The organism is Pantoea sp. R102 (assembly GCF_004916815.1).
Lineage (GTDB): Bacteria > Pseudomonadota > Gammaproteobacteria > Enterobacterales > Enterobacteriaceae > Pantoea > Pantoea dispersa.
In genome coordinates this window covers 21,864-48,262 of the sequence record NZ_SDFT01000120.1, presented here as the reverse complement: position 1 = coordinate 48,262, position 26,399 = coordinate 21,864, and the positions used below count along the sequence as shown (strand labels likewise).

Annotated in this window: 23 protein-coding genes; 4 read left to right on the top strand and 19 right to left on the bottom strand. The window is 56.6% G+C overall.

Annotated elements, in window-relative coordinates:
* A partial coding sequence (locus tag ERD80_RS13335; RefSeq protein WP_136547204.1) for an acetylornithine/succinyldiaminopimelate transaminase occupies positions 1-864 on the bottom strand: 864 nt, incomplete at its 3' end.
* Between the two features lie 870 nt (positions 865-1,734).
* On the opposite strand from ERD80_RS13335, the gene ERD80_RS13330 reads away from it, so the two are divergent.
* Positions 1,735-2,823 carry a porin gene (locus ERD80_RS13330; protein ID WP_136547202.1) on the top strand — a complete coding sequence of 363 codons (1,089 nt, stop codon included), beginning with the start codon at positions 1,735-1,737 and terminating at the stop codon, positions 2,821-2,823.
* Positions 2,824-2,916: 93 nt separating this feature from the next.
* Here ERD80_RS13330 and ERD80_RS13325 read toward each other — a convergent pair whose 3' ends face one another.
* From ERD80_RS13325 to otsB, 16 genes are all read right to left on the bottom strand, one after another.
* Positions 2,917-4,356 carry a YchO/YchP family invasin gene (locus ERD80_RS13325; RefSeq protein ID WP_136547200.1) on the bottom strand — a complete coding sequence of 480 codons (1,440 nt, stop codon included), beginning with the start codon at positions 4,354-4,356 and terminating at the stop codon, positions 2,917-2,919.
* A 220-nt stretch (positions 4,357-4,576) separates the two neighbouring features.
* A complete protein-coding gene (gene cheZ, locus ERD80_RS13320) occupies positions 4,577-5,218 on the bottom strand; it encodes a protein phosphatase CheZ (RefSeq protein WP_058757663.1) in 642 nt (213 codons plus the stop codon).
* 9 nt (positions 5,219-5,227) lie between these two features.
* The gene (cheY, locus tag ERD80_RS13315) at positions 5,228-5,617 is read right to left on the bottom strand and encodes a chemotaxis response regulator CheY (RefSeq protein ID WP_021506272.1); all 390 of its coding nucleotides are present in this window, start codon (positions 5,615-5,617) and stop codon (positions 5,228-5,230) included.
* Positions 5,618-5,656: 39 nt separating this feature from the next.
* Positions 5,657-6,706, bottom strand: coding sequence for a chemotaxis response regulator protein-glutamate methylesterase (locus ERD80_RS13310; RefSeq protein WP_021506273.1), 1,050 nt, complete (start codon positions 6,704-6,706; stop codon positions 5,657-5,659).
* Positions 6,703-7,578 carry a protein-glutamate O-methyltransferase CheR gene (gene cheR / locus ERD80_RS13305; protein WP_031279190.1) on the bottom strand — a complete coding sequence of 292 codons (876 nt, stop codon included), beginning with the start codon at positions 7,576-7,578 and terminating at the stop codon, positions 6,703-6,705. The genes ERD80_RS13310 and cheR overlap by 4 nt, the downstream gene beginning before the upstream one ends.
* A 104-nt stretch (positions 7,579-7,682) precedes the next feature.
* Complete coding sequence (locus tag ERD80_RS13300; protein ID WP_058785637.1) at positions 7,683-9,362, bottom strand: methyl-accepting chemotaxis protein; 1,680 nt, start codon at positions 9,360-9,362, stop codon at positions 7,683-7,685.
* Positions 9,363-9,514: 152 nt separating this feature from the next.
* Positions 9,515-11,176 (bottom strand): methyl-accepting chemotaxis protein, encoded by a 1,662-nt coding sequence (locus tag ERD80_RS13295; RefSeq protein WP_136547199.1) that lies wholly within the window; start codon positions 11,174-11,176, stop codon positions 9,515-9,517.
* Positions 11,177-11,349: 173 nt separating this feature from the next.
* Complete coding sequence (locus ERD80_RS13290; RefSeq protein ID WP_127833954.1) at positions 11,350-13,023, bottom strand: methyl-accepting chemotaxis protein; 1,674 nt, start codon at positions 13,021-13,023, stop codon at positions 11,350-11,352.
* Between the two features lie 172 nt (positions 13,024-13,195).
* The gene (gene cheW, locus ERD80_RS13285; RefSeq protein WP_021506278.1) at positions 13,196-13,693 is read right to left on the bottom strand and encodes a chemotaxis protein CheW; all 498 of its coding nucleotides are present in this window, start codon (positions 13,691-13,693) and stop codon (positions 13,196-13,198) included.
* A 22-nt stretch (positions 13,694-13,715) separates the two neighbouring features.
* A complete protein-coding gene (gene cheA, locus ERD80_RS13280; protein WP_181444757.1) occupies positions 13,716-15,707 on the bottom strand; it encodes a chemotaxis protein CheA in 1,992 nt (663 codons plus the stop codon).
* A gap of 10 nt (positions 15,708-15,717) precedes the next feature.
* Complete coding sequence (gene motB / locus ERD80_RS13275; protein WP_021506280.1) at positions 15,718-16,749, bottom strand: flagellar motor protein MotB; 1,032 nt, start codon at positions 16,747-16,749, stop codon at positions 15,718-15,720.
* Positions 16,746-17,633 carry a flagellar motor stator protein MotA gene (gene motA, locus ERD80_RS13270; RefSeq protein WP_021506281.1) on the bottom strand — a complete coding sequence of 296 codons (888 nt, stop codon included), beginning with the start codon at positions 17,631-17,633 and terminating at the stop codon, positions 16,746-16,748. The genes motB and motA overlap by 4 nt, the downstream gene beginning before the upstream one ends.
* A 133-nt stretch (positions 17,634-17,766) precedes the next feature.
* Positions 17,767-18,345 (bottom strand): flagellar transcriptional regulator FlhC, encoded by a 579-nt coding sequence (gene flhC / locus ERD80_RS13265; protein WP_021506282.1) that lies wholly within the window; start codon positions 18,343-18,345, stop codon positions 17,767-17,769.
* The gene (gene flhD, locus ERD80_RS13260) at positions 18,345-18,695 is read right to left on the bottom strand and encodes a flagellar transcriptional regulator FlhD (protein ID WP_021506283.1); all 351 of its coding nucleotides are present in this window, start codon (positions 18,693-18,695) and stop codon (positions 18,345-18,347) included. The genes flhC and flhD overlap by 1 nt, the downstream gene beginning before the upstream one ends.
* Positions 18,696-19,723: 1,028 nt before the next feature.
* Positions 19,724-21,160: an alpha,alpha-trehalose-phosphate synthase gene (otsA, locus tag ERD80_RS13255; protein ID WP_021506284.1), complete on the bottom strand. Its 1,437-nt coding sequence runs from the start codon at positions 21,158-21,160 to the stop codon at positions 19,724-19,726.
* The gene (gene otsB / locus ERD80_RS13250; RefSeq protein WP_021506285.1) at positions 21,157-21,945 is read right to left on the bottom strand and encodes a trehalose-phosphatase; all 789 of its coding nucleotides are present in this window, start codon (positions 21,943-21,945) and stop codon (positions 21,157-21,159) included. Before otsB ends, otsA begins: the two co-directional genes overlap by 4 nt.
* Positions 21,946-22,303: 358 nt before the next feature.
* On the opposite strand from otsB, the gene umuD reads away from it, so the two are divergent.
* The gene (gene umuD / locus ERD80_RS13245; RefSeq protein WP_021506286.1) at positions 22,304-22,735 is read left to right on the top strand and encodes a translesion error-prone DNA polymerase V autoproteolytic subunit; all 432 of its coding nucleotides are present in this window, start codon (positions 22,304-22,306) and stop codon (positions 22,733-22,735) included.
* Here the strand turns inward: umuD and ERD80_RS13240 are convergent.
* A complete protein-coding gene (locus ERD80_RS13240; RefSeq protein ID WP_058785633.1) occupies positions 22,732-23,637 on the bottom strand; it encodes a LysR family transcriptional regulator in 906 nt (301 codons plus the stop codon). The two genes, umuD and ERD80_RS13240, sit on opposite strands and share 4 nt — an antisense overlap.
* A 135-nt stretch (positions 23,638-23,772) precedes the next feature.
* Between ERD80_RS13240 and ERD80_RS13235 the strand changes: the two genes are divergently transcribed.
* On the top strand, positions 23,773-24,546 hold the full coding sequence (locus ERD80_RS13235; protein WP_136547197.1) for a DeoR/GlpR family DNA-binding transcription regulator: 774 nt from the start codon (positions 23,773-23,775) through the stop codon (positions 24,544-24,546).
* Between the two features lie 105 nt (positions 24,547-24,651).
* Here ERD80_RS13235 and ERD80_RS13230 read toward each other — a convergent pair whose 3' ends face one another.
* On the bottom strand, positions 24,652-25,305 hold the full coding sequence (locus ERD80_RS13230; RefSeq protein WP_058776238.1) for a hypothetical protein: 654 nt from the start codon (positions 25,303-25,305) through the stop codon (positions 24,652-24,654).
* 374 nt (positions 25,306-25,679) lie between these two features.
* Between ERD80_RS13230 and ERD80_RS13225 the strand changes: the two genes are divergently transcribed.
* Entirely contained in the window at positions 25,680-25,970 is a 291-nt protein-coding gene (locus tag ERD80_RS13225; RefSeq protein ID WP_031279201.1) for a hypothetical protein, read from the top strand.
* Positions 25,971-26,399: the final 429 nt, after the last annotated feature.

Here is a 26,399-nt window from a genome sequence, read left to right as displayed (position 1 = left end):
GGCCAGCGGGTTGCCGCCGTAGGTGGTGCCGTGCGTGCCGACGCCCATCACCTGCGCCAGATCTTCACGCGTCAGCATCGCACCGATGGGGAAGCCGCCGCCCAGCGCCTTGGCGGTGCTCAGCACATCCGGCGTGACGCCGTAATGCATATAGGCATACAGCGAGCCGGTGCGGCCGACGCCGCTCTGCACCTCATCAAAAATCAGCAGCGCCTGGTGGCGGTCGCACAGTTCGCGCAGTCCGCGCAGGAACGCCGGATCGGCCGGTAATACACCGCCCTCGCCCTGAATCGGCTCGACGATGACCGCGCAGGTCTGATCATTAATTAAGGCCGCCGCCGAGGCCAGATCGTTAAAGGTGGCATGCTGAATGGCTGGCGGTAACGGGGCGAAATCGCGCGAATAGGCGGGCTGGCCGCCGGCTGAAACGGTGAACAGGGTGCGGCCGTGGAAGGCATTGGTGAAGGCGACGATACCGTTTTTTTCGGCACCGAAACGGTCGTGCGCCACTTTACGCGCCAGCTTCAGCGCGGCCTCGTTGGCTTCTGCCCCGGAGTTACAGAAGAACACGCGGTCGGCAAAGGTGGCATCAATCAGCTGCTTCGCCAGGCGCAGAATCGGTTCGTTGGTGTAGCCGTTGCCGGTGTGCCACAGTTTACCGGCCTGCTCAGTCAGTGCCTGCTGCAGCGCGGGATGGGCATGGCCAAGCGCGTTCACCGCAATGCCACCGGCAAAATCGATGTACTCTTTGCCCTGCTGATCCCACAGCGTAGAACCTTCGGCACGCACCGGCACAAAAGCCGCAGGGGCATAAACCGGCATCATCCATTGATCGAAATCGTGACGTGAAACCTGCAGTGACATAGCCATTTCTCCTGCCTCACTTCGGGTGAAGCTTTTGTTTTAAAATTGTTAAAAGTTGCTGAGTTGCAGCTCGACTATAGAGTGCAGTTAACGTGCCAGCCAGAGGAAAAAATGCATAAATCAGGTTCGGCAACGAAATATCAATAAGTTACCCCCTTTCGCTATGCAAATTTAATGCATAAAAAGTGAATAACCATCCGATGACAGCGGCACCGCAGTAATTTGTTTAGCGGATTTATGCATTCGCAAAATGAAATATTGCTTTTGTGATCGCACAGCAGATATTTCGCCAAAATGAGGCGTCTGCTGCGCCATTTTGGGGCGCACTGCGCTTAGCGGGTGCAAGTGACAGCCCGGTTCAGGCATCGGCGTGGTGCATGTCGGCCGCTTATTAGTAACAACTGATTAACTTATTTTGGCTACCCTGTGCCAGGCTGGCCGGTAATTAGACGTATTAAAGATCGGGATATTATTTAGCCTGAAATAAACCGACACAGTGCGTCAATGCGGATAATTTACGGGGTGACTATCAGCCTGCTTTGATTCATAAGCATTGAACTTTAAGGCATAGGCTTGTGCTATTTAAGGCAATAAAGCGCTATTTTTATTAAGTCATATCCTTCTTAGTTTAATCATTATTTATCAATAAGATAAATATTAATCGTCGATTAAACGCTCACTTAATCATGATAAGTAAAAGCGATTCCCATTTCCGAATAATGGAATTGGAGTATGAAAATCGCACAAATAGCCAATAAGAAATTATTTGTTACAACTATTGCACTACTGATCTTTATCCTTTTGTGTCATTTTCTTGTCACCCCACCAGGGGCTTAAAAAATTAAAAAATAACACAGGGTAAAAATATAAATGATGAAGCGCACTTTACTGGCAGCAGTCATGCCATTGCTGCTGGGATTTTCTGTGGCTCAGGCCGCTGAAATCTATAATAAGGATGGTAACAAGCTGGATCTGGTCGGCAAAATTAACGTGTCGCACCTGTTCTCCGATGACACCACCAATGATGGTGATACCTCATCGTATGTCCGTATCGGTTTTAAGGGCGAAACCAAAATTACCGATCAGCTGACCGGCTACGGTTTCTGGCAATCGCAGTTCAGTCTGCGTAACACGGAAGGTGCCGATGCGCAGGCCGGTAACAAAACCCGCCTCGGCTATGCAGGTCTGAAGTTTGCGCAGTTTGGTTCGATCGACTATGGCCGTAACTATGGTCTGATTTATGACGTGCTGGGCTATACCGATATGCTGCCTTTCTTCGGCGGTGATTCCGGTTATGTCGATGCTTTCCTGTCCGGTCGCTCCACCGGCGTGCTGACCTGGCGTAACAAAGATTTCTTCGGTCTGGTTAAAGGCTGGAACGTCGCAGCGCAGTACGAAGGGAAAAACGAGCGCAGCGACAGCGCGGCAACGCCAAACCTGGCGGTACGTCGCTCTAACGGTGATGGTTTCGCCCTTTCCACCTCGTATGACACTGACTTTGGCCTGAGCGCGGTTGCCGCCTATGCCAGCCTCAATCGCGTCAGCGCGCAAAACCTTGCCACCTATGGCAGAGGTGAGAAAGCCGAACACTGGGAAACCGGGGTGAAATATGATGCTAACCAGCTCTATCTGGCGACCATCTACGGCGAATCCCACAACGCTACGCCAATCGGTAACATCGGGTTCGCCAACAAAGCGGTGAACTTTGAAGCTGTGGCGCAGTATCAGTTCCTGAACGGTTTCCGTCCGTCGCTGGGCTACGTGAGCTCAAAGGGCAAAAATATTGAAAACGTCGGCGACGCCTGGCTGTTCAAATACGCGTCCGTGGGTGCCACCTACTACTTCAACAAGAACATGTCAGTGTACAGCGAATACCGCATCAATCTGCTGAAAGATGACAACGCGCTGCGCCTGAAAACTGACGATATTACCGCGGTAGGTCTGGTGTACCAGTTCTGATGGTGATTTACCCTCATGGCATCCCGGCAAGTGTCGGCTGAGGATGCAGCAAAGGGCAGCTCCGGCTGCCCTTTTTCTTTGGCGCCGCGCTGATTATGGCGCCAGCAGGTCGAAGCGGTTTTCGCCCCCCTGCTCCAGCATCACCGGCGGCTGCACCTGCAGCGTAATCCAGTTGGAAGTCACGCGATTTTGCTTGCTGTCCTCCAGCGTCACCGACAGGCGATAACTGTTGTTCGCCTCAGGCGACGCATCCCACGCCGGCATAATGATACTCCAGCCCTGTGGATCGTTGGGATCGGCACCCGGCGTCAGGCTCAGCGCCTGCGTATCGCCCTGCCAGCTGACTTTACTGATTGGATGAGCACTGCGGATCTGCAGTTTCAGTGGCAAACTCTCGCCCGCATTGAGCTGCCACGGCGGCGTGGCGAGGAATACCGACAGGGTTTTACGCTGGCGGAACTCCAGCACCGGCGTATTGCTGCGCGTGACCAAATCATAGCGGCTACCGCGCAGCGAACGCGCGGCGGCGACGTTATCCGGATTGAGCTGCTGACTGAGCGCCACGCCAAAGCGGTAATTAACACGTAAGCCGAGCTGATCCTGGCTCTCGCCTTCATTACTGGTTTTGTGGCTGGCCGATACGGTGACCAGCGGCACTGGCGTATAGGAGACGCCCAGCGTCAGCGCTGAAGGATTGTGATAGCTGTTGCCGGAATTAAACAGATCGACATTGTTGCCGAGATACTGCTGCCAGCTGACCGACACGCCCAGCTGGCGGTAAAACGGCAGATAGCCCTGAGTGGTGACATCATACCCGCGCGCCAGCCGCTGCTGCTGGAACGGGTTGCGATTGCGCCAGCCGGACAGCGGCGTGTAGTAGTTGGCGGATAAGCGCAGGTAGTCGCTCCAGGCCTCGGTGCCCAGCGAAGCGCGCTGCAAGCCGCTGTCGAACAGCCGATCAACGAAGCCGTTATAGCCCAGCAGCCAGCTGCCGGCCACCCAGCGCTGTCCCAGCCCGGCATTGCCCACCAGCCCGTCATCGGTCTGGTGCACGCCCAGCTGGCTGAACGTGAGGTAATTGTAGCGATCGGCCCATGGCGTCAGCAGCGAAGCCCCGCTGCCGCTGAAGTTACCTTCCATATCGACGTTGAGATCGATCTGTGCCTGGCCATAAGGCGACAGCAGCGACTGCCCTTCATCCGCCACCCGGGTGGCAACCTCATCACGAAAATGGTTAAACGCCCAGATACCGGCCTGCTGACCCAGCGTGGTATCGCTGTCGCTGTTCTGGCTGGCCTCGCCGATGCTTTTGGCAATGCCCGCCAGCTTTTTACTGAACGCCGATGTATCGTCCTGATAGCCCAGCGCCGGTAATTCATCAGCGATTTTCTGGAAACGTGCCGGATCGGCAAACGGTGTTGCGGAGACGTCGCTGTTGTCGGTGAAGGCCTGCGCAGGCGCAACGGCCGCCAGTACAGGGGCCCCGAAGGCTACAGCAGCGAAAATTTTGCGGGTCAGAACCAATGGCAGCATAGCAAAAGAGTAGTCGTTTCAGTTTAGAATTTGAAGTAGCTCACAAAACTGTACGAGGTTACCTTAACATATCCTTGCGCCAACGTAGGACTTGTCTTGCTATGTTTCAGATTTTACGTCACCTAAGGGCATACAGTGCGATCAGACGGGAAAACACGTCGTGCGGTCCCCTCTCCCGGGCGGGAGAGGGTTCGGATGCGGGTTGAACACCCGATCAGCATTAAAAACCTAAACTGTCCAGCAGGTCGTCAACCTGGTCCTGGCTGGAAACCACACCTGGCGCGTTAGCATGGATCTGCGGACCGTTCAGCAGGCTGTTGCCCTCTTTACGTGCCGCCGCATTGGCTTCCGGCATGTTCTCCAGCAGTACCATCAGCAGCTGACGTTCAATCTCCTGGATCACATCCATCATACGCTTGATTACCTGACCGGTCAGGTCCTGGAAATCCTGCGCCATCATGATTTCCAGCAGCTGCTTGTTGGTGTACGCCGTGTGAGACGGAACGTCGTCAAGGAACTGGCGCGTATCCGAAACCAACTCGCGTGCATCCGCCAGCTCGATCGGGTTTTCAAACCAGGCATCCCAGCGGCCTTTCAGCTGGGTGGCGCCGGCTTCCATCTGGTCCTGGTGTGGCTGCGCCGCTTCCACACAGTTCAGCGCACGTTCCGCTGCCTGTGCGGTCATCTGCACCACATAATCCAGACGGTCACGCGCGTCCGGAATCGCTTCTGCCGCTTCGGCAATGGCCTGATCCAGCCCCAGTTCGCGCAGGCTGTCACGCAGCATACGTGTCAGAGAGCCAATCCGGGCAATAATCTCGTGTGCCGAAGCTTCTTCAGTTGGTTTCGGAAGGTCGCTCATCACATCTCCTTACATACCCAGTTTTTCGAAGATTTTGCCCAACTTCTCTTCCAGCGTGGCGGCGGTGAAAGGCTTCACCACGTAACCGCTGGCACCGGCCTGCGCGGCGGCGATGATGTTCTCTTTCTTGGCTTCGGCAGTGACCATCAGCACCGGCAGTTTGCCCAGCGTGGCGTCGGCACGAATGGTCTGCAGCAGTTCCAGACCGTCCATGTTCGGCATGTTCCAGTCAGAGATAACGAAATCGAAGCCGCCTGCACGCAGTTTGGTCAGGGCGTCGACGCCATCCTCGGCCTCTTCCACGTTATTGAATCCCAGCTCTTTCAGCAGGTTACGGACGATACGACGCATCGTGTTGAAGTCGTCCACTACCAAAAAGCGCATGTTTTTATCAGCCATATCTACTCCTGTGTTGTCTTGTCCGGCAGGACCGGCTCGTTAAATTCGCAATGCCTGTCCGGCGCTAATTTTGGCCAGCATATGCTGGCTGATGTGGCCCAGATCGACCACTTCACTGGTGCCGCCCATCGCTATCGCTTCGCGCGGCATACCAAATACCACACAGCTGGCTTCATCCTGGGCGATGGTCCACGCGCCGGCGCGGTGCATTTCCAGCATCCCGGCCGCGCCGTCGTTGCCCATGCCGGTCAGAATGACCCCCACTGCATTTCGCCCGGCGTTGACCGCAACCGAGCGGAACAGGACGTCCACCGACGGTTTATGGCGGTTCACCGGCGGTCCGTCGTTCAGTTTCACCACGTAGTTGGCACCGCTGCGCGCCAGCTCCATGTGCATCGCGCCCGGCGCGATATAGGCGTGGCCGGGCAAAATACGCTCGCCGTCTTCCGCCTCTTTTACGGTGATCTGGCACAGCTTGTTCAGCCGCTCGGCAAACGAGCGGGTAAAACCGGGCGGCATGTGCTGCGTAATCAGCAGCGCCGGACTGGTGGCCGGCAGCGGCTGCAGCACATGGCGAATCGCCTCGGTGCCGCCGGTTGAAGAGCCGATAGCAATCAGCTTTTCACTGCTCAGCAGCGGTCCCGCTTTCAGCATCACCGGCTGCGGCGTGGCGGCACGCGCATGCAGTTTGGCGCGCGCGGCGGCGCGAATCTTGTCGGCGATCATCTGGCTGTAGGCCAGCATGCCTTCACGGATGCCGAGCTGCGGCTTGGTGACGAAATCCACCGCGCCTAACTCCAGCGCACGCAGCGTCACTTCCGATCCTTTACCGGTCAGCGACGAAACCATCACCACCGGCATCGGCCGCAGGCGCATCAGTTTTTCGAGGAAGTCGAGGCCATCCATACGCGGCATTTCGACATCCAGCGTCAGCACCTGCGGGTTATACTGTTTGATCAAATCCCGCGCTACCAGCGGGTCCGGCGCCGTCGCGACCATCTCCATATCGGGATGGCTGTTGATGATCTCCGTCATCAACTGGCGCATCAGCGCGGAATCATCCACGCACATCACGGTGATTTTGCTCATCGTCTTTCCTTGGTCAGTCCATAGACAGTCTGTCCACGCAGCCAGAACTCTTTACTGATCTGACTGAAGTTTTCCGAATGCCCGGCAAACAGCAGACCACCCGGCTTTAGCAGGGGGACAAAACGGCGCAGAATTTGTTCCTGCGTCTCTTTATCGAAATAGATCATCACGTTACGACAGAAAATCGCGTCGAACGGCCCCGGCAATGCCCAGTCGTGCGCCAGTAAATTGAGCTGCGCGTAGTTCACCATGTTGGCCAGCTCGCTGCGCACGCGCACCATGCCGGCGTGCGGACCGGTGCCGCGCAGGAAGAAGCGCTGCAGCTGCGACTGCGATAAGGTGCGCAGCTCCTCCTGGCGATAAACGCCCGCCACCGCTTTCTCCAGCACCTGGGTATCAATATCACTGGCGTGGACGGAAAATTTCCCAGGTCCGGTGCCCAGCGTTTCTGCCAGCGTCATGGCAATCGAGTACGGCTCTTCACCGGTTGAAGCGGCGGTGCTCCACACGCTGTAGTTGCCGCTGCGTTTGCGCGCATGCTCTGCCAGAATCGGGAAGTGGTGCGCCTCACGGAAAAATGAGGTCAGGTTGGTGGTCAGTGCGTTAATAAACGCCTGCCACTCGGCACTGTTCGGGTCCTGCTCCAGCAGCGCCAGATAGCGACCAAAATCATCAATATTCAGCATGCGCAGCCGACGTACCAGACGGTTGTAAACCATCTCGCGTTTGTGGTCGGCCAGCACGATGCCCGCGCGCTGATAGATCAGCTGGCTGATACGACGAAAATGTGTATCGGAAAGCGGCAGGCGCTGCACCATTTGTGAGAGCAGCGTCGTGGCTTCATTTTGATCCAATAACGTCGATTTCTTCATTTCGGGTCACCCGGCAACAAACTGATTAAATTGTGATACTGCGGTTGCTACTGTGCTGCCAGTGCACACCATTCACACGGGCCGCCCTGCGGCGGCCACAAGGGTTAAAAGGTTTCCCAGTTATCGTCAGCGCCACGAGCTCCTGCCGCTGGCGCCAGCGCCTGCGGTGCAGACGGACGCGCAATTTTTGGCGCTGTAGTTACGTTAACGGCCTGGGCGACAAATTCTTTACCAATATTGAACACCGCCACCGACTGTTTCAGTCGGCTGGCCTGATCTTCCAGCGCCGCTGCCGCCGTCGCGGACTCTTCCACCAGCGCGGCATTCTGCTGGGTAACGCGGTCCATCTCGTTCACCGCCAGGCCAACCTGGTCGATGCCGCGGCTCTGCTCATCGGAAGCCGAGGCGATTTCGCCCATGATGTCGGTCACGCGGGTCACCGCGTTGACGATCTCGCTCATGGTTTCGCCCGCGCTCTCTACCAGCACCGAGCCGGTATTGACGCGGCTGACCGAATCTTCAATCAGGCCTTTGATCTCCTTCGCCGCCTGCGCGCTGCGCTGGGCCAGACTGCGCACCTCGCCCGCGACCACGGCGAAACCACGCCCCTGCTCACCGGCGCGTGCCGCTTCCACCGCGGCGTTCAGCGCGAGGATATTGGTCTGGAAGGCGATACCGTCAATCACGCTGGTGATATCGGCAATCTTCTTCGAGCTGCCGGCGATGTCCTTCATGGTACTGACCACACCATCGACCACTTTGCCGCCCTGCTGCGCCGTTTCGGACGCGTTCAGCGCCAGCTGCGACGCCTGACGGGCGTTTTCCGCGTTCTGCTTCACGGTAGCGGTCAACTGCTCCATGCTGGCCGCGGTCTGCTCCAGCGATGCGGCCTGCTGTTCGGTACGCGAAGAGAGATCGTTGTTGCCCATGGCGATTTCGCTGGCGCCGGTGTAGATGGCGTCCGAACCGTCGCGCACGATGCGTACGGTGCGCGCCAGCTCTTGCTGCATGTGCTGCAGCGAACTGAGCAGGTCGCCCATTTCGTTGCGTACGCTGAGATCGACCGGCTGCGTCAGATCGCCGCGCGCAATATGGCGGATGTGCTCAATGCTCTGCTGCAGCGGACGGATCAGCGCCGTACGCATACCGCTCCACACCAGCGCAATCACCAGCAGCGTCACCAGCAGCGTGCCGACCACCAGCATAATCGCGTGTTGGTAAGCGCTCTCGTTGGCGTCAATGCCCTGTTTTGCCAGCACAATGTTGTAGGCGAGCCAGGCGTTGTAATCCTTTTCAAATTTGTCCTGAAAACCCTGCGTTGGCTGATCGACAAAGCCTTTAAAGTTACCGGCACTGAGAAAATCAATCAGCTCGGCCAGAGCCCCGCGAAACGCGTTGTAGTTGGCCTGCAGCGTCAGCACGTTCTCCGCGCTTTTGCCCTTTTCCGACAGGTTAGCGTTGAACTCGGCAAAGCTCTGATCGGCGGTTTTCAGCTCCGTATTGGCCAGCGCTACCAGATCTTTTACCGTGGCACCGGAGCCGGCCTGCTGACTGTCCAGCAGATAGCGGATACCGGCACGGTTCAGCGTGTTACGCGCCTGTACCAGCGAAACCCATGAGGTGCCCATCGCCCTTTGCAGGGTGCTAAGACGTTGGTTGTACGCAAAATTATCTTTATCGGCTTTCACCGTTGAAAAAAACATTCCTCCGGAAAACAGCTGCAGTAAGGCAAATAACGCCAGCACGCACAGCAGGCCGGATACCACTCGAACACGACTAAACATAAACACCTCATTAATTGGCGGATCGCTGGTGTTATCGGCGCGCAGGCGCGGATCTTTATGTGAGGTGAAAGGGGTAAGACCAGCAGCAAACCGGGGAAGGGTCAGCCACGCGCCCCTCTCCCGCGGCGGGAGAGGGTCGATTCAGTCAATGATTAAAACGTTTCCCAGTTTCCGTCACTCACCGGGGCCGCAGCGGCTTTGCGCACCGCCGGCGGTGTCGTGGCCACCGGGGAACGCACGACGACCGCTGCCGACGCGCGCGGAATGCGGAACACCGCCACCGACTGGCTCAGGCGGCTGGCCTGCTCCTCCAGCGAGGCCGCAGCGGCGGCCGACTCTTCTACCAGCGAGGCGTTCTGCTGCGTGACGCGGTCCATCTCGGTCACCGCCTGGCCCACCTGGTCGATGCCACGGCTCTGCTCATCCGAGGCCGAAGCGATTTCGCCCATGATGTCAGTCACGCGCGTCACCGCTCCGACGATATCCTGCATGGTGTCACCTGCGGTGCCGACCAGCTGCGAACCGGCGTTAACCCGGCTGACCGAATCGTCAATCAGTCCTTTGATCTCCTTCGCCGCCTGCGCGCTGCGCTGCGCCAGGTTACGCACCTCGCCCGCTACCACGGCAAAACCACGGCCCTGCTCACCGGCGCGCGCCGCTTCGACCGCCGCGTTAAGCGCCAGGATGTTGGTCTGGAAGGCAATGCCGTCGATCACGCTGGTGATATCTGCGATCTTCTTCGAACTGCCGGCGATGTCATGCATGGTGCGCACCACGCCTTCGACCACGTCGCCACCTTTGCGTGCCGTCTCCGACGCGCTGAGCGCCAGCTGCGAGGCCTGCCGGGCGTTCTCGGCGTTCTGCTTCACCGTGGCGGTGAGCTGCTCCATGCTGGCCGCGGTCTGCTCCAGCGACGCCGCCTGCTGCTCGGTACGCGCCGAGAGATCATTGTTGCCAGCGGAAATTTCGCTGGCGCCGGTAAAGATGGCGTCCGAACCGTCGCGTACGTTGCCGACGGTGTGCACCAGCGACTGCTGCATTTCATGCAGACTGCTGGCCAGCTGGCTCATTTCGTTACGCCCTTCCACGGTGATGGTCTGCGTCAGATCGCCTGCGGCGATATGGCGAATGTGACCGAGCAACTGATGCAGCGGCTGAATCAGCACCGTGCGCAGGCCAAACCAGCAGGCGACGATTACCGCGATCACCATCACGGCGACGATCGCCAGCAGCCACATCATGGTGTGGAAGGCACGCTGGTTCTGCGCCACGCCCTCAGCGGCTAAAGCACTCTGCGCGCTGCGCCACTCTTCATAGGTGGCTTTCATTTTGACCTGTTTGGCTTCGATGTTCTGATCAAACATGCCCTGCAGATCGTTGGCTTTCAGCCGGGCCAGCATCGCCTTCAGGCCGTTATTGAACGCGGCATAATCCGCTTCCAGCCGGTCGCGCAGCGCATCCGGCAGCCCCGGCGTCGCGGGCAAATCGTAATAGCGCTGATAGTGGCCGGCCGCGGTGTCGAGCTGTTTCTCCGTCTGCGCGATCAGCGCATTAAGCTGACCGCCGTTGGTCTGTGATGCCATGCTGCCCTGCATGCGCAGCATGGCACGGTTGAGCACGGTACGGGTTTGATTGAGTTCAATCCAGGCATCGGACATGGCAGCGACGTTATTACTTGACGTTTGTGCCACAGCAAACGCCTCTTTATCTTTTTGTAATGCCGACCAGAACAGCCCGCCGGACAGTAATTGCATAGCACCGAACACCAGCAGGACGGCGATCAGGCTGGTGACGACGTTGATTCGTTTTAACATGGTGTCTCCAAAAAGGGGGGTTACGCCCTGTTTATCGACCGCTGCGCTGAATATTTGAGAGGGTTTACCGGACTTTACGAGGGATAATGCTGAATAAAAGCTTTTTTACAGCGTTTTATAAGTAAAGAAAGCAGGAGATGAGGGAGCGGCGCGTTGTCCGCTCCCGTTTCAGCTTAGAACGTTTCCCAGTTGGCGTCGCTGACCGGCGCGGTCAGCGCTTTGCGTGGCGCACTGGCCTGCGGGGGGGCGATCTGCGGATGGCGCACACCCGTGCTGCTGGCAGGCTGAGCGCCACGTGGAATGCGGAACACCGCCACCGACTGGCTGAGACGGCTGGCCTGCTCCTCCAGCGAGGCCGCCGCCGCCGCCGACTCTTCCACCAGCGAGGCGTTCTGCTGCGTGACGCGGTCCATCTCGGTCACCGCCTGGCCGACCTGATCGATACCGCGACTCTGCTCGTCCGATGCCGAGGCGATCTCGCCCATGATGTCGGTGACGCGCGTCACCGCATTGACGATTTCGCCCATGGTATCGCCCGCCGTGCCGACCAGCTGTGAGCCGCTGTCAACGCGACGCACCGAGTCTTCAATCAGCCCTTTGATCTCCTTCGCCGCCTGCGCGCTGCGCTGGGCAAGGTTGCGCACTTCACCGGCCACCACCGCGAAGCCGCGGCCCTGCTCTCCGGCGCGCGCCGCTTCGACTGCGGCGTTGAGCGCGAGGATATTGGTCTGGAAAGCGATACCGTCAATCACGCTGGTAATGTCGGCAATCTTCTTCGAACTGCCGGCAATATCGTGCATGGTGCGCACCACCCCTTCCACCACTTCTCCGCCTTTCTGCGCGGTTTCCGATGCGCTGAGCGCCAGCTGCGAGGCCTGCCGCGCGTTCTCGGCGTTCTGCTTCACCGTGGCGGTGAGCTGCTCCATGCTGGCCGCAGTCTGTTCCAGCGACGCCGCCTGCTGTTCGGTACGCGCCGAGAGATCGTTATTGCCGGCGGAGATTTCGCTGGCGCCGGTAAAAATAGCGTCCGAGCCGTCGCGCACGTTGCTGACGGTGCGCACCAGCGCCTGCTGCATCTCCTGCAGCTTGCTCGCCAGCTGGCTCATTTCATTACGTCCTTCGACGGTGATGGTCTGGGTTAAATCGCCCTGCGCAATGTGTTCAATGTGCTGGATGCTGTCGTTGAGCGGCTTAATCAGCACCTTACGCAGGCCGAACCAGCACAGCACGATCACGCCCACTACCAGCGCCAGTACCAGCCCCAGCAGCCACATCATGTGCTCGTAAGCGGCGCTGTTCGCCGCCACGCCGGCCGCCGTCAGACGATCCTGATCGGCGCGCCACTGGGTGTAGTTTTCCAGAAAGGCACTTTGCGTCGGGGCCACCGGTACTTTGCCGGCTGCGGCGGTATCGTTGTGCTGCAGTACCTGCTGCATCTCAGCCAGTGCGCTGGCGTAAGCTTTATAGGTCTGTTCCAGCTGCTGATTGAGCTGCAGGTTCTGGCCCGGCGTGTCCGGCGTGTTTTTAAACAGGGTGAATTTGTCCTGCGCCGTCTGCTGGAACGTCCTGCTCTGCCCGAACAGCGTACTGATGTCAGCTTCGGTGCCGGTCAGTTTACTGGTGGCAATACGCAGCTGGATGCGCGTCAGGATCACGCGGCTTTGGTTAAGGCTCATGTAAGCATCATTGATGGCGGCAATGTTTTTGCTCGCCAGCTGAGAGGTATTGAAACTTTTTTTGTCGTCACTCAGCGCTTTAAAAAACAGCGAGCCGGAAGCCAGCTGCAGTACGCCAAACACCAACAACACCAGCAACAGGCTGGTCACAACGCGGATTTTCGTAAACATAGTTTGCCCTGGGAAATGAAGAAAAATCGTGCAATACAGTTATCGACCTGGCGGCGGGAATATTGAGCGAGGGCAGGAAATATTTGTGGGCTTTGCTATTGATTTATAACGATTTAATAAAGGATGTAATAGTCACGGGCCGCATCAGCGACCCGTGACTCTCTGCGAACGATTATGCGCTACGCAGCGTATCCACCAGCGCCATCTCTTCACTGCTCAGCAGTTTTTCGATGTCGACCAGAATCAGCATACGCTCGCCCAGCGCACCGAGACCGGTGAGGTACTCGGTCGACATGGTGACGGCAAATTCCGGTGCCGGACGGATCTGATCCTGCGTCAGCGACAGCACGTCAGACACGCCATCCACCACGATGCCGACCACGCGATGCTCAAGATTCAGCACGATCACCACGGTGTTTTCGTTGTACTCCACGTCCGGCTGCGAGAACTTCACGCGCAGGTCGATAATCGGCACAATCACACCACGCAGGTTAGTCACGCCCTTGATGAACTCCGGCGTGTTAGCGATACGCGTTACCTGATCGTAACCACGAATCTCCTGCACTTTAAGGATATCGATGCCGTACTCTTCGTCACCGAGGGTGAAAACCAGGAACTCCTGGCCGACGGTTTCGCCGGCGATTTTCGTCACGGTTGCCATGTCAGTCATTTTTTTACCCTTTCGTTATCTGTTACGCTGCGGCACCGGCCACACGCTTCTCACGGTTCAATGATTGCAGTGCCGATACGTCGACAATCAGCGCAACGCTGCCATCGCCGAGGATGGTGGCGGCGGAAATGCCCGGCACTTTGCGGTAGTTGCTTTCCAGGTTCTTCACCACCACCTGATGCTGACCAATCAGCTGATCGACCAGCAGCGCATAGCGACGTCCTGCGCTCTGCAGGATCACCACGATGCCCTGCGTGGCGTCGGTTTTGGCGTTCTGCACGTCAAACACGTTCCACAGCTCAACCAGCGGCAGGTACTCGCCGCGCACTTCCAGTACGCGCTCGCCACCGGCCAGCGGTTTCAGCTCTTCAGCCGTGGGCTGCAGTGACTCCATCACCGCGTTCAGTGGCAGGATGAACACTTCGTCTGCCACGCGCACCGACATCCCGTCGAGGATCGCCAGCGTCAGCGGCAGCAGAATGCGAATGGTGGTGCCTTTGCCCTGCTTCGAGGAGATTTCGACGTGACCGCCCATCTCCTGGATATTACGTTTCACCACGTCCATGCCGACGCCGCGGCCTGATACGTCGGTCACCTGCTCGGCGGTCGAGAAGCCTGGCGCGAAGATCAGCATGCCGACTTCTTCATCACTCATGCTGTCGCTGACCGGCAGGCCGGACGAGAGCGCTTTCGCCAGGATACGTTCACGGTTGAGGCCGGCACCGTCATCGATCACTTCGATGCAGATGTTGCCGCCCTGATGTTCCGCTGACAGCGTCAGATTGCCGACCGCCGTTTTGCTGGCGGCCAGCCGTTTTTCCGGGGTTTCGATGCCGTGGTCGAGGCTGTTACGCACCAGGTGCGTTAACGGATCGATGATGCGTTCGATCAGGCTCTTATCCAGTTCGGTTGAGCTGCCGAGCAGCGTCAGTTCAACCTCTTTGCCCAGCTTGCTGGCCAGATCGCGCACCAGACGCGGGAAGCGGCTGAACACGTACTCCATCGGCATCATACGAATCGACATCACCGATTCCTGCAGGTCGCGGGCGTTACGCTCCAGCTGACCCATGCTGTTGAGCAGGTCACCATGTGCCACCGGATCCAGCGCACCGGAGCGCTGCGCCAGCATCGACTGGGTAATCACCAGCTCGCCGACCAGGTTGATCAGCTGGTCAACTTTTTCCACCGCCACGCGAATACTGCTGGATTCGCTGCTTTTGGCGGGCGCGGCGGCACGTTTGCTCTCACGCTTCACCGCCGGAGTAATGTCGGTGACGGTCGCCGTTTGCTGCACCGGCGCTTCGGCTTCGGCCTCTGCGACGGGCGCGGCGGCAACGGCGGCGGGTGCGGCGTCCTGCGGGAACTGAATCTGCGCTTCATCAATCACGAAACACAGCACCGCCACGATATCGTCTTTGCCGACACCGTCGATGGTGGCTTCCAGCGAGCTGGCGCCTTTCACCACATCGGTCAGGGTGCCGAGGTTGCCCAGCTCTTCCAGCAGCAGATCCGGCTCTTTCTCTTTCAGATTGATCAGCTGCAGGCGCAGGCCGCTGCTGGCGGGCGCGGCAGGTGCTGCCACGTCGGCGAGCGCCACCACCGGTGCGGCGGCTTGCGGGGCTATTCCTTTGGCTTCCAGCGCCAGCTGGCGCAGGGCTTCACAGATGTAGTTAAAGCTTTCTGCGTTTGGCTCCTGCGCGGTTTTATAGGCATCGAGCTGTTCCTGCATAATATCTTTGGTTTCCAAAAACAGGTTGATGATGTCGGTGCTGAGCTGCATTTCGCCACGGCGCGCACCATCCAGAATGTTTTCCAGGATGTGGGTGGTTTCCTGTAAAACCGTAAAGCCAAATGTACCGGCTCCGCCCTTAATGGAGTGGGCGGCGCGGAAGATGGCATTCAACTGCTCGGAATCGGGCTCCTGGGGATCCAGTCCCAACAGGTGTTGCTCCATATCCGCTAACAGCTCATCGGCTTCATCAAAAAACGTCTGGTAAAAATCGCTGATGTCCATGCTCACGGGATCACCTCGGCTGTGAGGGTTGGTCTGGTGTCACCGCGCTGGCGGCGGGCGGTGCCGCTGCCGGCGGATTCGCCGCGGCTGCCGGTGTGGCCGGTGCTGCGGTAGAACCCGTGGGGGCAGTTGGCGCCGCCGGACCAGCCGGTGCGGTAATGCTAGGTAAAATCTGCGCCGGGTCACTCACCTGAACGGCATCGCTCTCGGCATTCTCTTTTTCAATCGCCGCTTCGGTGTCATGGTTCAACACCAGCAGGCTGATACGACGGTTCACCGCGTCGTTGGCGCCGCGGTTTTTCAGTTTCATGGTGTCGGCCATGCCGACCACGCGCAGCATTTTGCCGCCGTCCAGCCCGCCCGCCACCAGCTCACGGCGTGAGGCATTGGCACGATCCGCCGACAGTTCCCAGTTGCTGTAGCCGCGATCGCCGCTGGCGTACTGGAAGTCATCGGTATGGCCGGACAAACTGATTTTGTTAGGAATATCATTCAGCAGCGGCGCAATGGCGCGCAGGATATCGCGCATGTACGGCTCCACTTCGGCGCTGCCGGTTTTAAACATCGGGCGGTTCTGGCTATCGATAATCTGAATGCGCAGCCCCTCTTCCACCATGTTGATGATCAGATGCGGACGCAGCGCTTTCAGGCGTGGATCGGCCTCAATCAGCTGGTCGAGTTTTTCACGCAGCCGGTTCAGGCGAATGTCATCCAGCTGGCGCTTTTGCGCATCCATATCGACCTGTTTTTGCACTTCGCCTTTCTTCTGCGTCGGATCATCGCCGCCGCCGGGAATCGGACTTTCGCTGTCGCTGCTACGCTGACCGCCGGTCAGGGCGACCTTGAGCGGCGTTTTAAAATATTCGGCAATCTGCACCAGCTCCTGCGGATTGGCGATCGAGATCAGCCACATCACCATGAAGAACGCCATCATCGCCGTCATAAAGTCGGCATAGGCAATCTTCCATGAGCCATGGCTGCCTTCATGCTTTTTATGTTTGCGCCGTTTGACCAGCACAATCGGGCGATTACCGTGCTTCATGAAGGCGTATCCGAAGTCTGCTTAGCCGGGTTTTTCGCGTTACGCACGTGCTCTTCCAGCTCGGTAAAGGACGGACGCTCGGTGGAATACAGGGTTTTACGACCAAACTCGACGGCGATCTGCGGCGCATAACCGTTCAGGCTGGAGAGCAGCGTGACTTTGACGCACTGCATCATCTTGGTGGTTTCCGCGCACTTCTGGCGCAGCACGGATGCCAGCGGCGAAATGAAGCCGTAAGCCAGCAGAATACCGAGGAAGGTTCCCACCATGGCGTGCGCAATCAGCGCGCCCAGTTCTGCCGCCGGGCGGTCCGCGGAGGCCAGCGCGTGCACCACGCCCATTACCGCGGCGACGATACCAAACGCCGGCAGGCCATCACCGACCGCCGCTAAGCTTTGTGCTGGTACTTCGCACTCGTGTTCATAGGTTTCGATCTCTTCATCCATCAGGGCTTCGATCTCGAAAGCATTCATATTTCCGCTCACCATCAGCCGTAAATAGTCGGTAATAAAATCCACTAAAGGTTTATCGGACAAAATACGCGGATAGTTAGCGAAAATTTCGCTCTGGCTGGGATCTTCAATATCGCGTTCCAGCGACAGCATGCCCTGCTGACGTGATTTCGCCATCAGGCGATACAGCAGCGCCATTAAATCCATGTATACGGCTTTGTTATATTTTGAGCCGCGCATTAACAAGGGCAGCGCTTTTAGCGTCTTTTTAATCGATTTGCCGTTGTTGCCCACCAGAAACGCACCAATGCCGGCGCCGCCAATAATCAGCAACTCCGACGGCTGGTAAAGCGCGCCCAGATGGCCGCCTACCATCATGTAACCGCCCAGCACGGAACCGAGGACTACGATATAACCCACAATAATCAGCACAAAAACATCCTTACGTCCGTAACGTGTTGGTGGAAGTTAAGCCAGAGAGCCGCAGGTGTTATTCGCAGGGTGTGGGCAAAAAAAAAGCAGCGGTATTAACCGCTGCTGGATGCTTTCCACGATGCGAACAAACTTAAACGGCGCGTTTAACCTGTTCATCCAGCAGTTGTGGAAAGGTATCGGCAGAATCTGCAGAAAGTTTACGTCTTTTTACGGCACGTGATGGCGGCTGGCACAGGCTGCAAACAAAGCTGCCCGGCGGCTGATGCGCGTGGTTGATGAAGCTTCCGCCACAGCATTTACAGTCAGACAATTCCAGCATGCCACTTTCAACAAATCGCACCAGGGTCCAGGCGCGGGTCAGCGCCAACAGCGGGCCCTCGTCCGATTGCGGACACTGCTCAAGATACAGGCGATACGCTTTGATAACCGCCTCTACGCCACTGCTCAGCCGGGTTTTCAGCAGAAACTGCCAGGCGTTGCAGAACATCGACGCATGAATATTTTGTTCCCAGGTCATGAACCAGTCGGTAGAGAATGGCAGCATGCCTTTCGGTGGTGGTGCACCACGCAGCTCTTTGTACAGTTTAATCAGGCGACCGCGGCTCAGCTGGGTTTCACTTTCCAGCATCTGCAGTCGTGCGCCCAATGTAATCAGCTCCATTGCCAGCTGAATATCACGCGCTTCCTGAACAATACTTTTTTCGGTCATTACACCGCCCTCTTTTTAGCAGAGACATCATCTTTCGATGCGCTGCGCAATAAACGGCTGGATAATAAAATACCGGTGTGGATTTGCTGCAAATCATCCACACGTGATTCCTGCGTTAAACGGTTAATAAGATTGTGATCGGTAAAGCGGAACTGGCAAACCAGTTGATTGGTTTCCGCTAATTTTACCATCTCAGGTAAAGTCAATTGCTGCAATGCATCCGCCATTGGCTCATCGATACCTAAACGAAACATTGCTGAAGCTTTTTCCTGGTTTATCAAACGCTGTGCAAGCAATAAATATGACAGATTGATGTCATATATGTGTTTTAGTAATTCTGATGTACCCATTTTTTTCCATCCTGATAGACGCGACATATATACGGCCACAGAATTAAGTGTTCTATGGTTCGGGTTGCTGGTTGGTAAATCTAAAGATGGCAAAAAATAATCAGGCATAAGCCAACGCGTACTGAACTGTTTCACTTCCCACCGGGATATTGATCAGTAGTAGTCAAAACTCCAGGCCAATCTTTTCTTGAGTTGTAACCATCTTCCGTGACGTCTGCTTACAGTTTTTTAAGACTAATCCGAAAACAAGGCAAATCTATATCGTCTGATTTCGACATACAACGTGATTGGTATGAAATTTTAGATAAAGTGTGATCTGCGTCACACTTTTAAGGCAAATTTTTCAAGTGAAGCTTCAGTAATGCTTTTCTGTTGTTCCTTTTTTGAGCGATTTTGAAACGTTTCGCTAATATTTCACAGGAAAAGTCTGAATTTTGAAGTGTGTCGCAGATCGCCGCCATGGGACGATCTTTTATCTGCTACGTTGGCTTTAGGCAAAGATAAGACCCCGAAATAAACCAAAAAGGCAGCATAAAACACCAAAAATGGCTGTAATTATTCGCTTTTAAATTAATCACTTACAGGGAATATTGCCACGCAGGACTAATGGCGCTGTGCTAGCGAAGCGTGAAGAGTGGATGCAGCGCGCTTGTGGTGTGTAAAGAGTTTGTAGGGAGGGTTTAGCGAGTCACAAGGGATGTAACAGCACGTTACATTAGCGATATGAATGAATTGACTAACTAACACACTGATGTATTAGAACTATCGGCCTGGCCAGCCAAATCTTTAGGGTTGGAAGAAAAAATTCAGCGTTTCAGTGCTTAACTGGCTTAATTTTAACCAATTCGTGCGTTTTTTGGTGCCGGGTCAGCGGGTTAGCGCTTAACAAAATGAAATCGATTTCATCCGGTAAGAGTATCGCGTGAAAACGCTACGCAGCACGGTCCTGCCTGCGTCGTCTGACGGATACCTCTCCCGCGTACGGGAGAGGCATTGCCTGAGGGGAAAATCGCGCCTTGCGGGGCTAATTACGCCAGCTTCTGAAACGTCGCGACCTTGTTATCGCTACCGTGGCTGGCGCTGCGTGCCGGCAGCGTGTTCAGATCGTTCAGGAAGCTTTCCCGCCAGTGCGAAATGTCCTGCTTACGCAGTACGGCCATCATGTCGTTATAGCGCGAGATACGCTCGGTGCGCGGCATGGTCAGCGCGCGGTCCAGCGCCGCCGCCACATCATCACGATCGTACGGGTTAACGATCAGCGCAGAAGTCAGCTCGTTGGCCGCTCCGGCAAAGCGCGACAGCACCAGCACGCCCGGATCGTCCGGATCCTGCGCCGCGACATACTCTTTCGCCACCAGGTTCATGCCGTCACGCAGCGGCGTAACCAGCCCCACGTCGGTCAGGCGGAAAATCTTCATCAGCAGACGGCGGTCAAAATGCTGGTTGAGATAATAGAGCGGCGTCCAGCCCAGCGTGCCGTATTTACCGTTAATGCGCCCCGCTTCCGTCTCCAGCTGGTGACGAATATCCTGATAGGCCTGCACGTCGCCGCGCGAGGTCGGCGCAATCTGTGAGTAGCGGATTTTGCCGCGGTGCTGCGGGAAGTTTTCCAGCAGCGCTTCATAGGCAAGGAAACGCTCCGGCAAGCCTTTGGAATAGTCGAGACGCTCACAGGCGATGATATTCTGCAAATCGCCCAGCTCACGCTTCATCGCGGCCATCTTCGGTGGCAGCGGCCCTTCCGCCATCTCTTTAATGCTGTCCGGCTCGATACCGATAGGGTAAACCTCGGTCATAAAGGTATTGCCAAAGGCGCGATGCTTCTTCTCGCCTTTATTCTGCAGCTGCGTCAGCTGGCTCAGGCTGTCGAGAAACGCCACGCGATCGGATTCTGTCTGGAAACCCAGCAGATCGTATTCACACAGCATTTCCAGCAGTTCCTGATGCGGCGGCAGCGCATTGAAAATTTCCGGCGTCGGGAACGGGATATGCAGAAAGAATCCGATTCGGTTATTGATGCCCTGTTTACGCAGTTCAGCGGCAAACGGCAGCAGGTGGTAATCGTGGATCCACAGGATATCGTCCGGCTTGATCAGCGGTTTCAGCCGCTGCGCCAGCAGGGTATTCACGCGGCAGTAACCTTCCCAGGCTTCACGCTGGTACTGCACCAGATCGAGGCGATAGTGGAACGCGGGCCAGATCACCGTATTAGAAAACTGGCAGTAGTACTGATCGTAATCGTTTTGATTGAGGGGGAATGAGGCATAGGTAATGCCGTCTTGTTCGATCTGGGTAAGTTCCTCATCTTCTTCACCGGAAAACTCACTGATCTCTCCGTTCCAGCCAAACCACAATCCTCCGGTGGTCTGCAGCGCATCCAGAATGCCGACGGCGAGACCGCCTGCGTTGGTTTTGCTTCCATCAGGAATAGCGATACGGTTAGATACGACGACTAAACGACTCATAACCTAAACTCCTTACCGACGTTGTCATGTTCTAGTTGTAATAATAGTTGTTCCAGCCAGTGCCAGACCGCTGCCACATCGGGCAGACGATAGCGCGCCTGGCTTGGACCTTCACCGACCTTGACCGAGATGCCATGCATGGCATTGACTGCAAGAAAGCCTTTCTCATCGGTCAGATCGTCGCCCACAAATACCGGAATGCGACCGGTAAATGGCGCTTCCTGCATAAATTCGCGTACCGCAGCACCTTTATCGATGCCCTGCGGTTTCAGTTCCACCACGCATTTACCTGGCTGCAGCGCCAGCGCCGGAAAGCGGGTTACCGCCTCTTCGGCCAGCTGCATGATGGCGTTTTCATACTCTGGCGCGTTGCGGTAGTGCAGCGCAAAGGCCATACCTTTTACTTCCAGCAGCGTACCGGGCCACTGGTCAAGGGTCTGCTGCAGTTCAACCTGCAGCGTTTGCGCCACCTCATCGGGCAGCGACTGACGATGCAGATGTCCGCTGGCATCGCGGCGCTCAGCGCCGTGCACGCCCGCTGCCGGGGCTTCCAGCGGCGCGACCAGCTCATCCAGCTGGCTGATCGGACGGCCGGAAACCAGCGCCAGCGCGCCGTGACTTAAATTAGAAATTTGTTGCAGATGCTGGCGCACCGATGCGGGGATGGAAACCGACTCGGGCTGCGACTGAAGCGCGGCCAGCGTGCCGTCAACATCAAAAAAGAAGGCGTAAAGTCCGCCACTTAGCGACGGCAGGGTGCTGTTCTCATTAACCGCAGGGGTCACGTCTCCTCCTGTATCTGAACGTAAACGGGCAGTCTGTTCGCAGGCAGGCAGGAAGTGAGGAGGTTTTTCCGTAAACACGGGAATCGAAAGGGTAACGCTCCAGAACTAAACGAAATTTTCATCAACACTGCAACCGCACTACGAACATCGGCAACATTAAGTGTAGACAACAATTGAAGTTTCGCCAGACGGGCGCACAGAGTGCTTAGCGAAGAGTGCCCTTTTCAGCGGTTTGCGCGGCAAAAAACTGAATTCTGCTGTTTTTCATACGCTTCGCTTTTTTTACCGCGGGCAGACTTGATCATAGCAAAAACCGCCTGATACTGTATATAAAAACAGTATCTATGGAATGTTCGCTATGACGCGTTTCTTTTTGCCACAGCTTTCACCGCCTTCGCGCTCCCGCCCGCTATTCCTTGACGCGGTGCACGGCGGTTTCCCCTCGCCCGCTCAGGACTACATTGAGCGCCAGATTGATCTCAATGAGCTGCTGGTGACCCGCCCCAGCGCCACCTATTTTGTGCGCGTCGAAGGCGACTCGATGCGCGATGCCAATATCCGCGAAGGCGACCTGCTGGTGGTCGACAGCTCACTCAATGCCCGGCACGACGACATCGTAATCGCCGCCATTAACGGCGAGTTCACCGTCAAGCGGCTGCAGACGCATCCCTGCGTACAGCTGATGCCGATGAATCCGCGCTATCAGCCCATCCGGCTGCGTGAAGAGGAGGAGCTGGAAATTTTTGGCGTGGTGACGTTTATTATTTACGCCGCACGCGTCCAGCGTTAGCGCATCGTTTCGGCGCGGATCATCTCAATCAGCCGGCGTAAACCCGGGTGCAGCTGGCGACGGTCGGGGTAATACATCACCAGCGGTTCGTCTTCGCTGCACCAGTCCGTCAGCACGCGCACCAGCTGCCCGCTCGCCAGCTGCGCCTGTACGTAGCGCTCCGGGCAGTAGCCGAGACCGTAACCGCCGGCGACCGCATCAATAATCATGTCGCTCTCATTGAGCGTCAGCGTGCCCGGCACATCGACCTCATACGTCACCTTGCCCTGCGCCAGCGGCCACTTATACAGCGTGCCATTGCCAAGGCGCATGCGAATACAGCGATGGTTGCGCAGATCGTCCGGATGCTGCAGCGGCGGCGCGTCGCGCAGGTAATCGGGTGACGCCACCACGATCCAGCGCAGTTTGGGCGTCAGCGGCATGGCGATCATATCTTTCGGTACGCTGGCACCGTAGCGAATCCCGGCGTCATAGCCGCTACCGATGATATCCACCAGATTGTTATCCACCGTAATTTCCAGACTGAGCTCCGGATAGGTCGCCATAAAGCGCGCCAGGATCGGCCGAAACAGCAGCTGCCCGGCATCACGCGGGATGTTCAGCCGCAGGCGGCCGCTGGGTGATTCGCGGTACAGGTGCAGATCGTTCAGCGCCAGCTCAATTTGCGCAAAGCCGGTTTCCAGGTGGCGCAAAAAAGCGGCACCGGCGTCCGTCGGCACCACCGCCCGGCTGGTGCGGTTGAGCAGGCGCACGCCAAGACGCGCTTCAAGACTGCGCAACGTGTGGCTGATGGCCGACGTGGTGACCCCCAGTTCCAGTGCGGCGAGGCGGAAGCTCTTGCGCCGGCAAATCAGCAGAAAAACATTCAGATCGGCCAGTTCATTACGTTGCAGGGCGGGCATTTTCGTGTCTCCTGACTCATTGCCTCGTTGAATCTGATTCAACTTCAGATGAGCTATCATAGCGAAGCTGCCGTACCGGACGCTATGCGTGCGTGGCATGGCAGGCAAAACGTCACTGTTAACCCTGAGCTCATCATGCTGCCCGAAGACCGAAAAGACGCTATTTATCGCTACCTGTTTGCGAAACGATCGGCCACCATTCACGAACTGGCCACGCTGATGGCAGTGTCGGCGATGACCATCCGCCGCGATATTAAATTCCTGCAGGACGCCGGCCTGGTGGTTGGCATACACGGCGGCGCCAGGCTGCCTGCCGTGGTCCATCAGGCATTGCCGTATGTGGATAAGGCACAGCTGAACGTGCACGCCAAACAAAGCCTTGGCCGTTATGCTGCGTCACTGGTAGAGGATGGCCAGGTTGTCTACCTCGATGCCGGTACCACCAGCTATGAAATTGCGCGTGCGTTAGGCGATCAGGCAAGTCTCACCGTGCTGACTAACGACTTTACGATTGCCGCCTGGCTGATGCGCCACAGCCACATCACGCTATTTCATACGGGTGGCAAAGTCGATAAACGGCATATTGCCAGCGTGGGTGCCATGGCGGCGACCGCCCTTGCCGCGTTCAATATTGATCTGGCCTTCCTCAGCGCCAGCGCGTGGGATGTCACGCACGGCCTCTCGACACCCGACGAAGACACCTTGCTGGTGAATCAGGCGGTGCTGGCCGCCTCAGCGCAGCGTTATCTGGTGGCTGACAGCAGCAAATATGGTCGTTACAGCGTGTATTCCGTGTGTAAGCTGCAGCAGCTGGACGGTGTGATCACCGATGACGATTGCCCCTGTGCTGCCGTTGAAGAGATGAAACAGCGTGATATTTGTCTGCACCGGGTAAATCGCCGCGGCTGAGCGGCTCTCTGCGCATCCCGATAAAGAGCATTAATTAAAAAGGAGGCGCGAACGCCTCCGGTGGCTACAGGGAAATCACATCAACTATTTATTATGGGGCACGGTTTACGGCGTAGGGGCGACTTTAGGATTGGAGCTGAACCAGCCGCGGCGATCCTGCCAGTTGCCATATTCATCCACAATCGCCCCTTTACTGTTGGCCATCAGGAAATGATAACTCTCCAGTTTTTTCAGCGACAGCGTTTCGCCCTGATGCTGAATGACGACATTGTGGCTTTGCACCGGACCAAAACTTTTCGGCGTCGGCGGAATATCCGCTGATGCGGCGCCAATTTCTGAGAAGTTATATACCCAGCCATCGAGAACGCGCCATGATTCATGTTTTGCCGGACGTGCCGGCGGCGCGCTAATCGGCATGTGTCGATGCTCCGGAATCATCTGGTTCGGCAGCAGATACATGGTCATAGCGTAATAACCGTAATCCAGATTATTGACCCAGGTGATGCTGGCCAGGCCAACATGCTGATAATCGCCCAGCCCGAAATCATTGACCCACAGCTGCTGGCGCATGGCCGGCGTCAGCGTATGACCATAAGAGGCGAGCAGTTGCGCTATTGCATCTTTCGCCACCTCTTTCTGGAAGACGCCATTTTTATAGAAATCTTTATTGGTATAAACGTGATGCGGCTGAGCCGCAATGGATGCGGTGGCATTGAGCGCCAGTAAGGCCGCAGCGAACGCCAGAGCAGGTTTTGTCATAATTCACCTCCTGTTTATGACAGCCATGTTGATGCAAATAAAAATTTCACCGGCCGGTAAAACGCAAGGGTGGCCAGCGCGGAGAACAGAGTTGCAGATGGCGATGCGGAGGGGAAATTCATTTAGAGAATCGGATCTATCTAATTATCAGATACGGCTGTGCTTTTTTGTGATTATTAACAAATAATCACAGGCTATTCTGCCCGGCAAAGCATCCAGCTGCTGGCGGGCGCAATTTATCAGCTGCTAAAGAAATTCTTAAAATGTTGGTTGCGCTCGCAATTGTGACAGGCGCGCGGCCAATTGTGTTTGACCTGCTTTTCACATCAATGCACACTGGCGGGCGTGAAAAACGGCAGATGAAGAGCCAAGAGATGTTGCAGAATTATAGTCAGCGCGTCCATTTCTATTACTGCATTCTGGTTGCGTTAAAACTCTATGTGAACAGCAAGAAGTCCGGCGGCGTACGCGGGAAAAATAACTTTTTGCTGAAGTGGTTACGCAACGCGCAAAACAACACCATCTTTCATCCTGATATCACCAGTGAAATTGAATGGCTGCGCGGCAAAATTATCAGCGCCGGACCAGATGCCGATTTAGAACCGATGCTGCAATACGTTTACGAGACAGCAAAACGCGCCGAAACGCTGCGTCTCGGGCCGTAATCGCACGGGCTGCGCATGGCATTACCCCTGTCTGCAGGCAAAAAAGGGGGCAACGCGCCCCCAACCACTACAAAAATTTCATCCCTGACGCCCTGGTGCGGATTCCCTTCCGGCTGGCGCTAATTCTCTTCGCACTGGCTACGCGTTACAGGGTTAGCGCCAGCACGCTGATCAATAACCAGCAGCCCGCGCAAAATGCGCCCGCCGCCACCCAGGTTAACGCCCGGGTATTTAAATGACAGACATCGCGTTGCCAACGTTTAACCGGCTGCATAACCACTCCTGAAAATACATTCTCATTATGCCTGGCAGAGGATTGCCGTGAACTGAGGATAAGCTTGTCACGTATTAATATCCCTGACCATCGGATGTGCTTACCGATTGTGTAGGCGCAGGACTACATCCCATTAATTACCGCTTATATCGCCG

What these genes read in the sequence shown, in the direction of transcription:
- ERD80_RS13330 (WP_136547202.1), top strand. Translation starts at nt 1,735, where the DNA reads ATGATGAAGCGCACTTTACTGGCAGCAGTCATGCCATTGCTGCTGGGA.
- ERD80_RS13325 (WP_136547200.1), bottom strand. Translation starts at nt 4,356, where the DNA reads ATGCTGCCATTGGTTCTGACCCGCAAAATTTTCGCTGCTGTAGCCTTC.
- cheZ (WP_058757663.1), bottom strand. Translation starts at nt 5,218, where the DNA reads ATGAGCGACCTTCCGAAACCAACTGAAGAAGCTTCGGCACACGAGATT.
- cheY (WP_021506272.1), bottom strand. Translation starts at nt 5,617, where the DNA reads ATGGCTGATAAAAACATGCGCTTTTTGGTAGTGGACGACTTCAACACG.
- ERD80_RS13310 (WP_021506273.1), bottom strand. Translation starts at nt 6,706, where the DNA reads ATGAGCAAAATCACCGTGATGTGCGTGGATGATTCCGCGCTGATGCGC.
- cheR (WP_031279190.1), bottom strand. Translation starts at nt 7,578, where the DNA reads ATGAAGAAATCGACGTTATTGGATCAAAATGAAGCCACGACGCTGCTC.
- ERD80_RS13300 (WP_058785637.1), bottom strand. Translation starts at nt 9,362, where the DNA reads ATGTTTAGTCGTGTTCGAGTGGTATCCGGCCTGCTGTGCGTGCTGGCG.
- ERD80_RS13295 (WP_136547199.1), bottom strand. Translation starts at nt 11,176, where the DNA reads ATGTTAAAACGAATCAACGTCGTCACCAGCCTGATCGCCGTCCTGCTG.
- ERD80_RS13290 (WP_127833954.1), bottom strand. Translation starts at nt 13,023, where the DNA reads ATGTTTACGAAAATCCGCGTTGTGACCAGCCTGTTGCTGGTGTTGTTG.
- cheW (WP_021506278.1), bottom strand. Translation starts at nt 13,693, where the DNA reads ATGACTGACATGGCAACCGTGACGAAAATCGCCGGCGAAACCGTCGGC.
- cheA (WP_181444757.1), bottom strand. Translation starts at nt 15,707, where the DNA reads ATGGACATCAGCGATTTTTACCAGACGTTTTTTGATGAAGCCGATGAG.
- motB (WP_021506280.1), bottom strand. Translation starts at nt 16,749, where the DNA reads ATGAAGCACGGTAATCGCCCGATTGTGCTGGTCAAACGGCGCAAACAT.
- flhC (WP_021506282.1), bottom strand. Translation starts at nt 18,345, where the DNA reads ATGACCGAAAAAAGTATTGTTCAGGAAGCGCGTGATATTCAGCTGGCA.
- flhD (WP_021506283.1), bottom strand. Translation starts at nt 18,695, where the DNA reads ATGGGTACATCAGAATTACTAAAACACATATATGACATCAATCTGTCA.
- otsA (WP_021506284.1), bottom strand. Translation starts at nt 21,160, where the DNA reads ATGAGTCGTTTAGTCGTCGTATCTAACCGTATCGCTATTCCTGATGGA.
- umuD (WP_021506286.1), top strand. Translation starts at nt 22,304, where the DNA reads ATGACGCGTTTCTTTTTGCCACAGCTTTCACCGCCTTCGCGCTCCCGC.
- ERD80_RS13240 (WP_058785633.1), bottom strand. Translation starts at nt 23,637, where the DNA reads ATGCCCGCCCTGCAACGTAATGAACTGGCCGATCTGAATGTTTTTCTG.
- ERD80_RS13235 (WP_136547197.1), top strand. Translation starts at nt 23,773, where the DNA reads ATGCTGCCCGAAGACCGAAAAGACGCTATTTATCGCTACCTGTTTGCG.
- ERD80_RS13230 (WP_058776238.1), bottom strand. Translation starts at nt 25,305, where the DNA reads ATGACAAAACCTGCTCTGGCGTTCGCTGCGGCCTTACTGGCGCTCAAT.
- ERD80_RS13225 (WP_031279201.1), top strand. Translation starts at nt 25,680, where the DNA reads ATGTTGCAGAATTATAGTCAGCGCGTCCATTTCTATTACTGCATTCTG.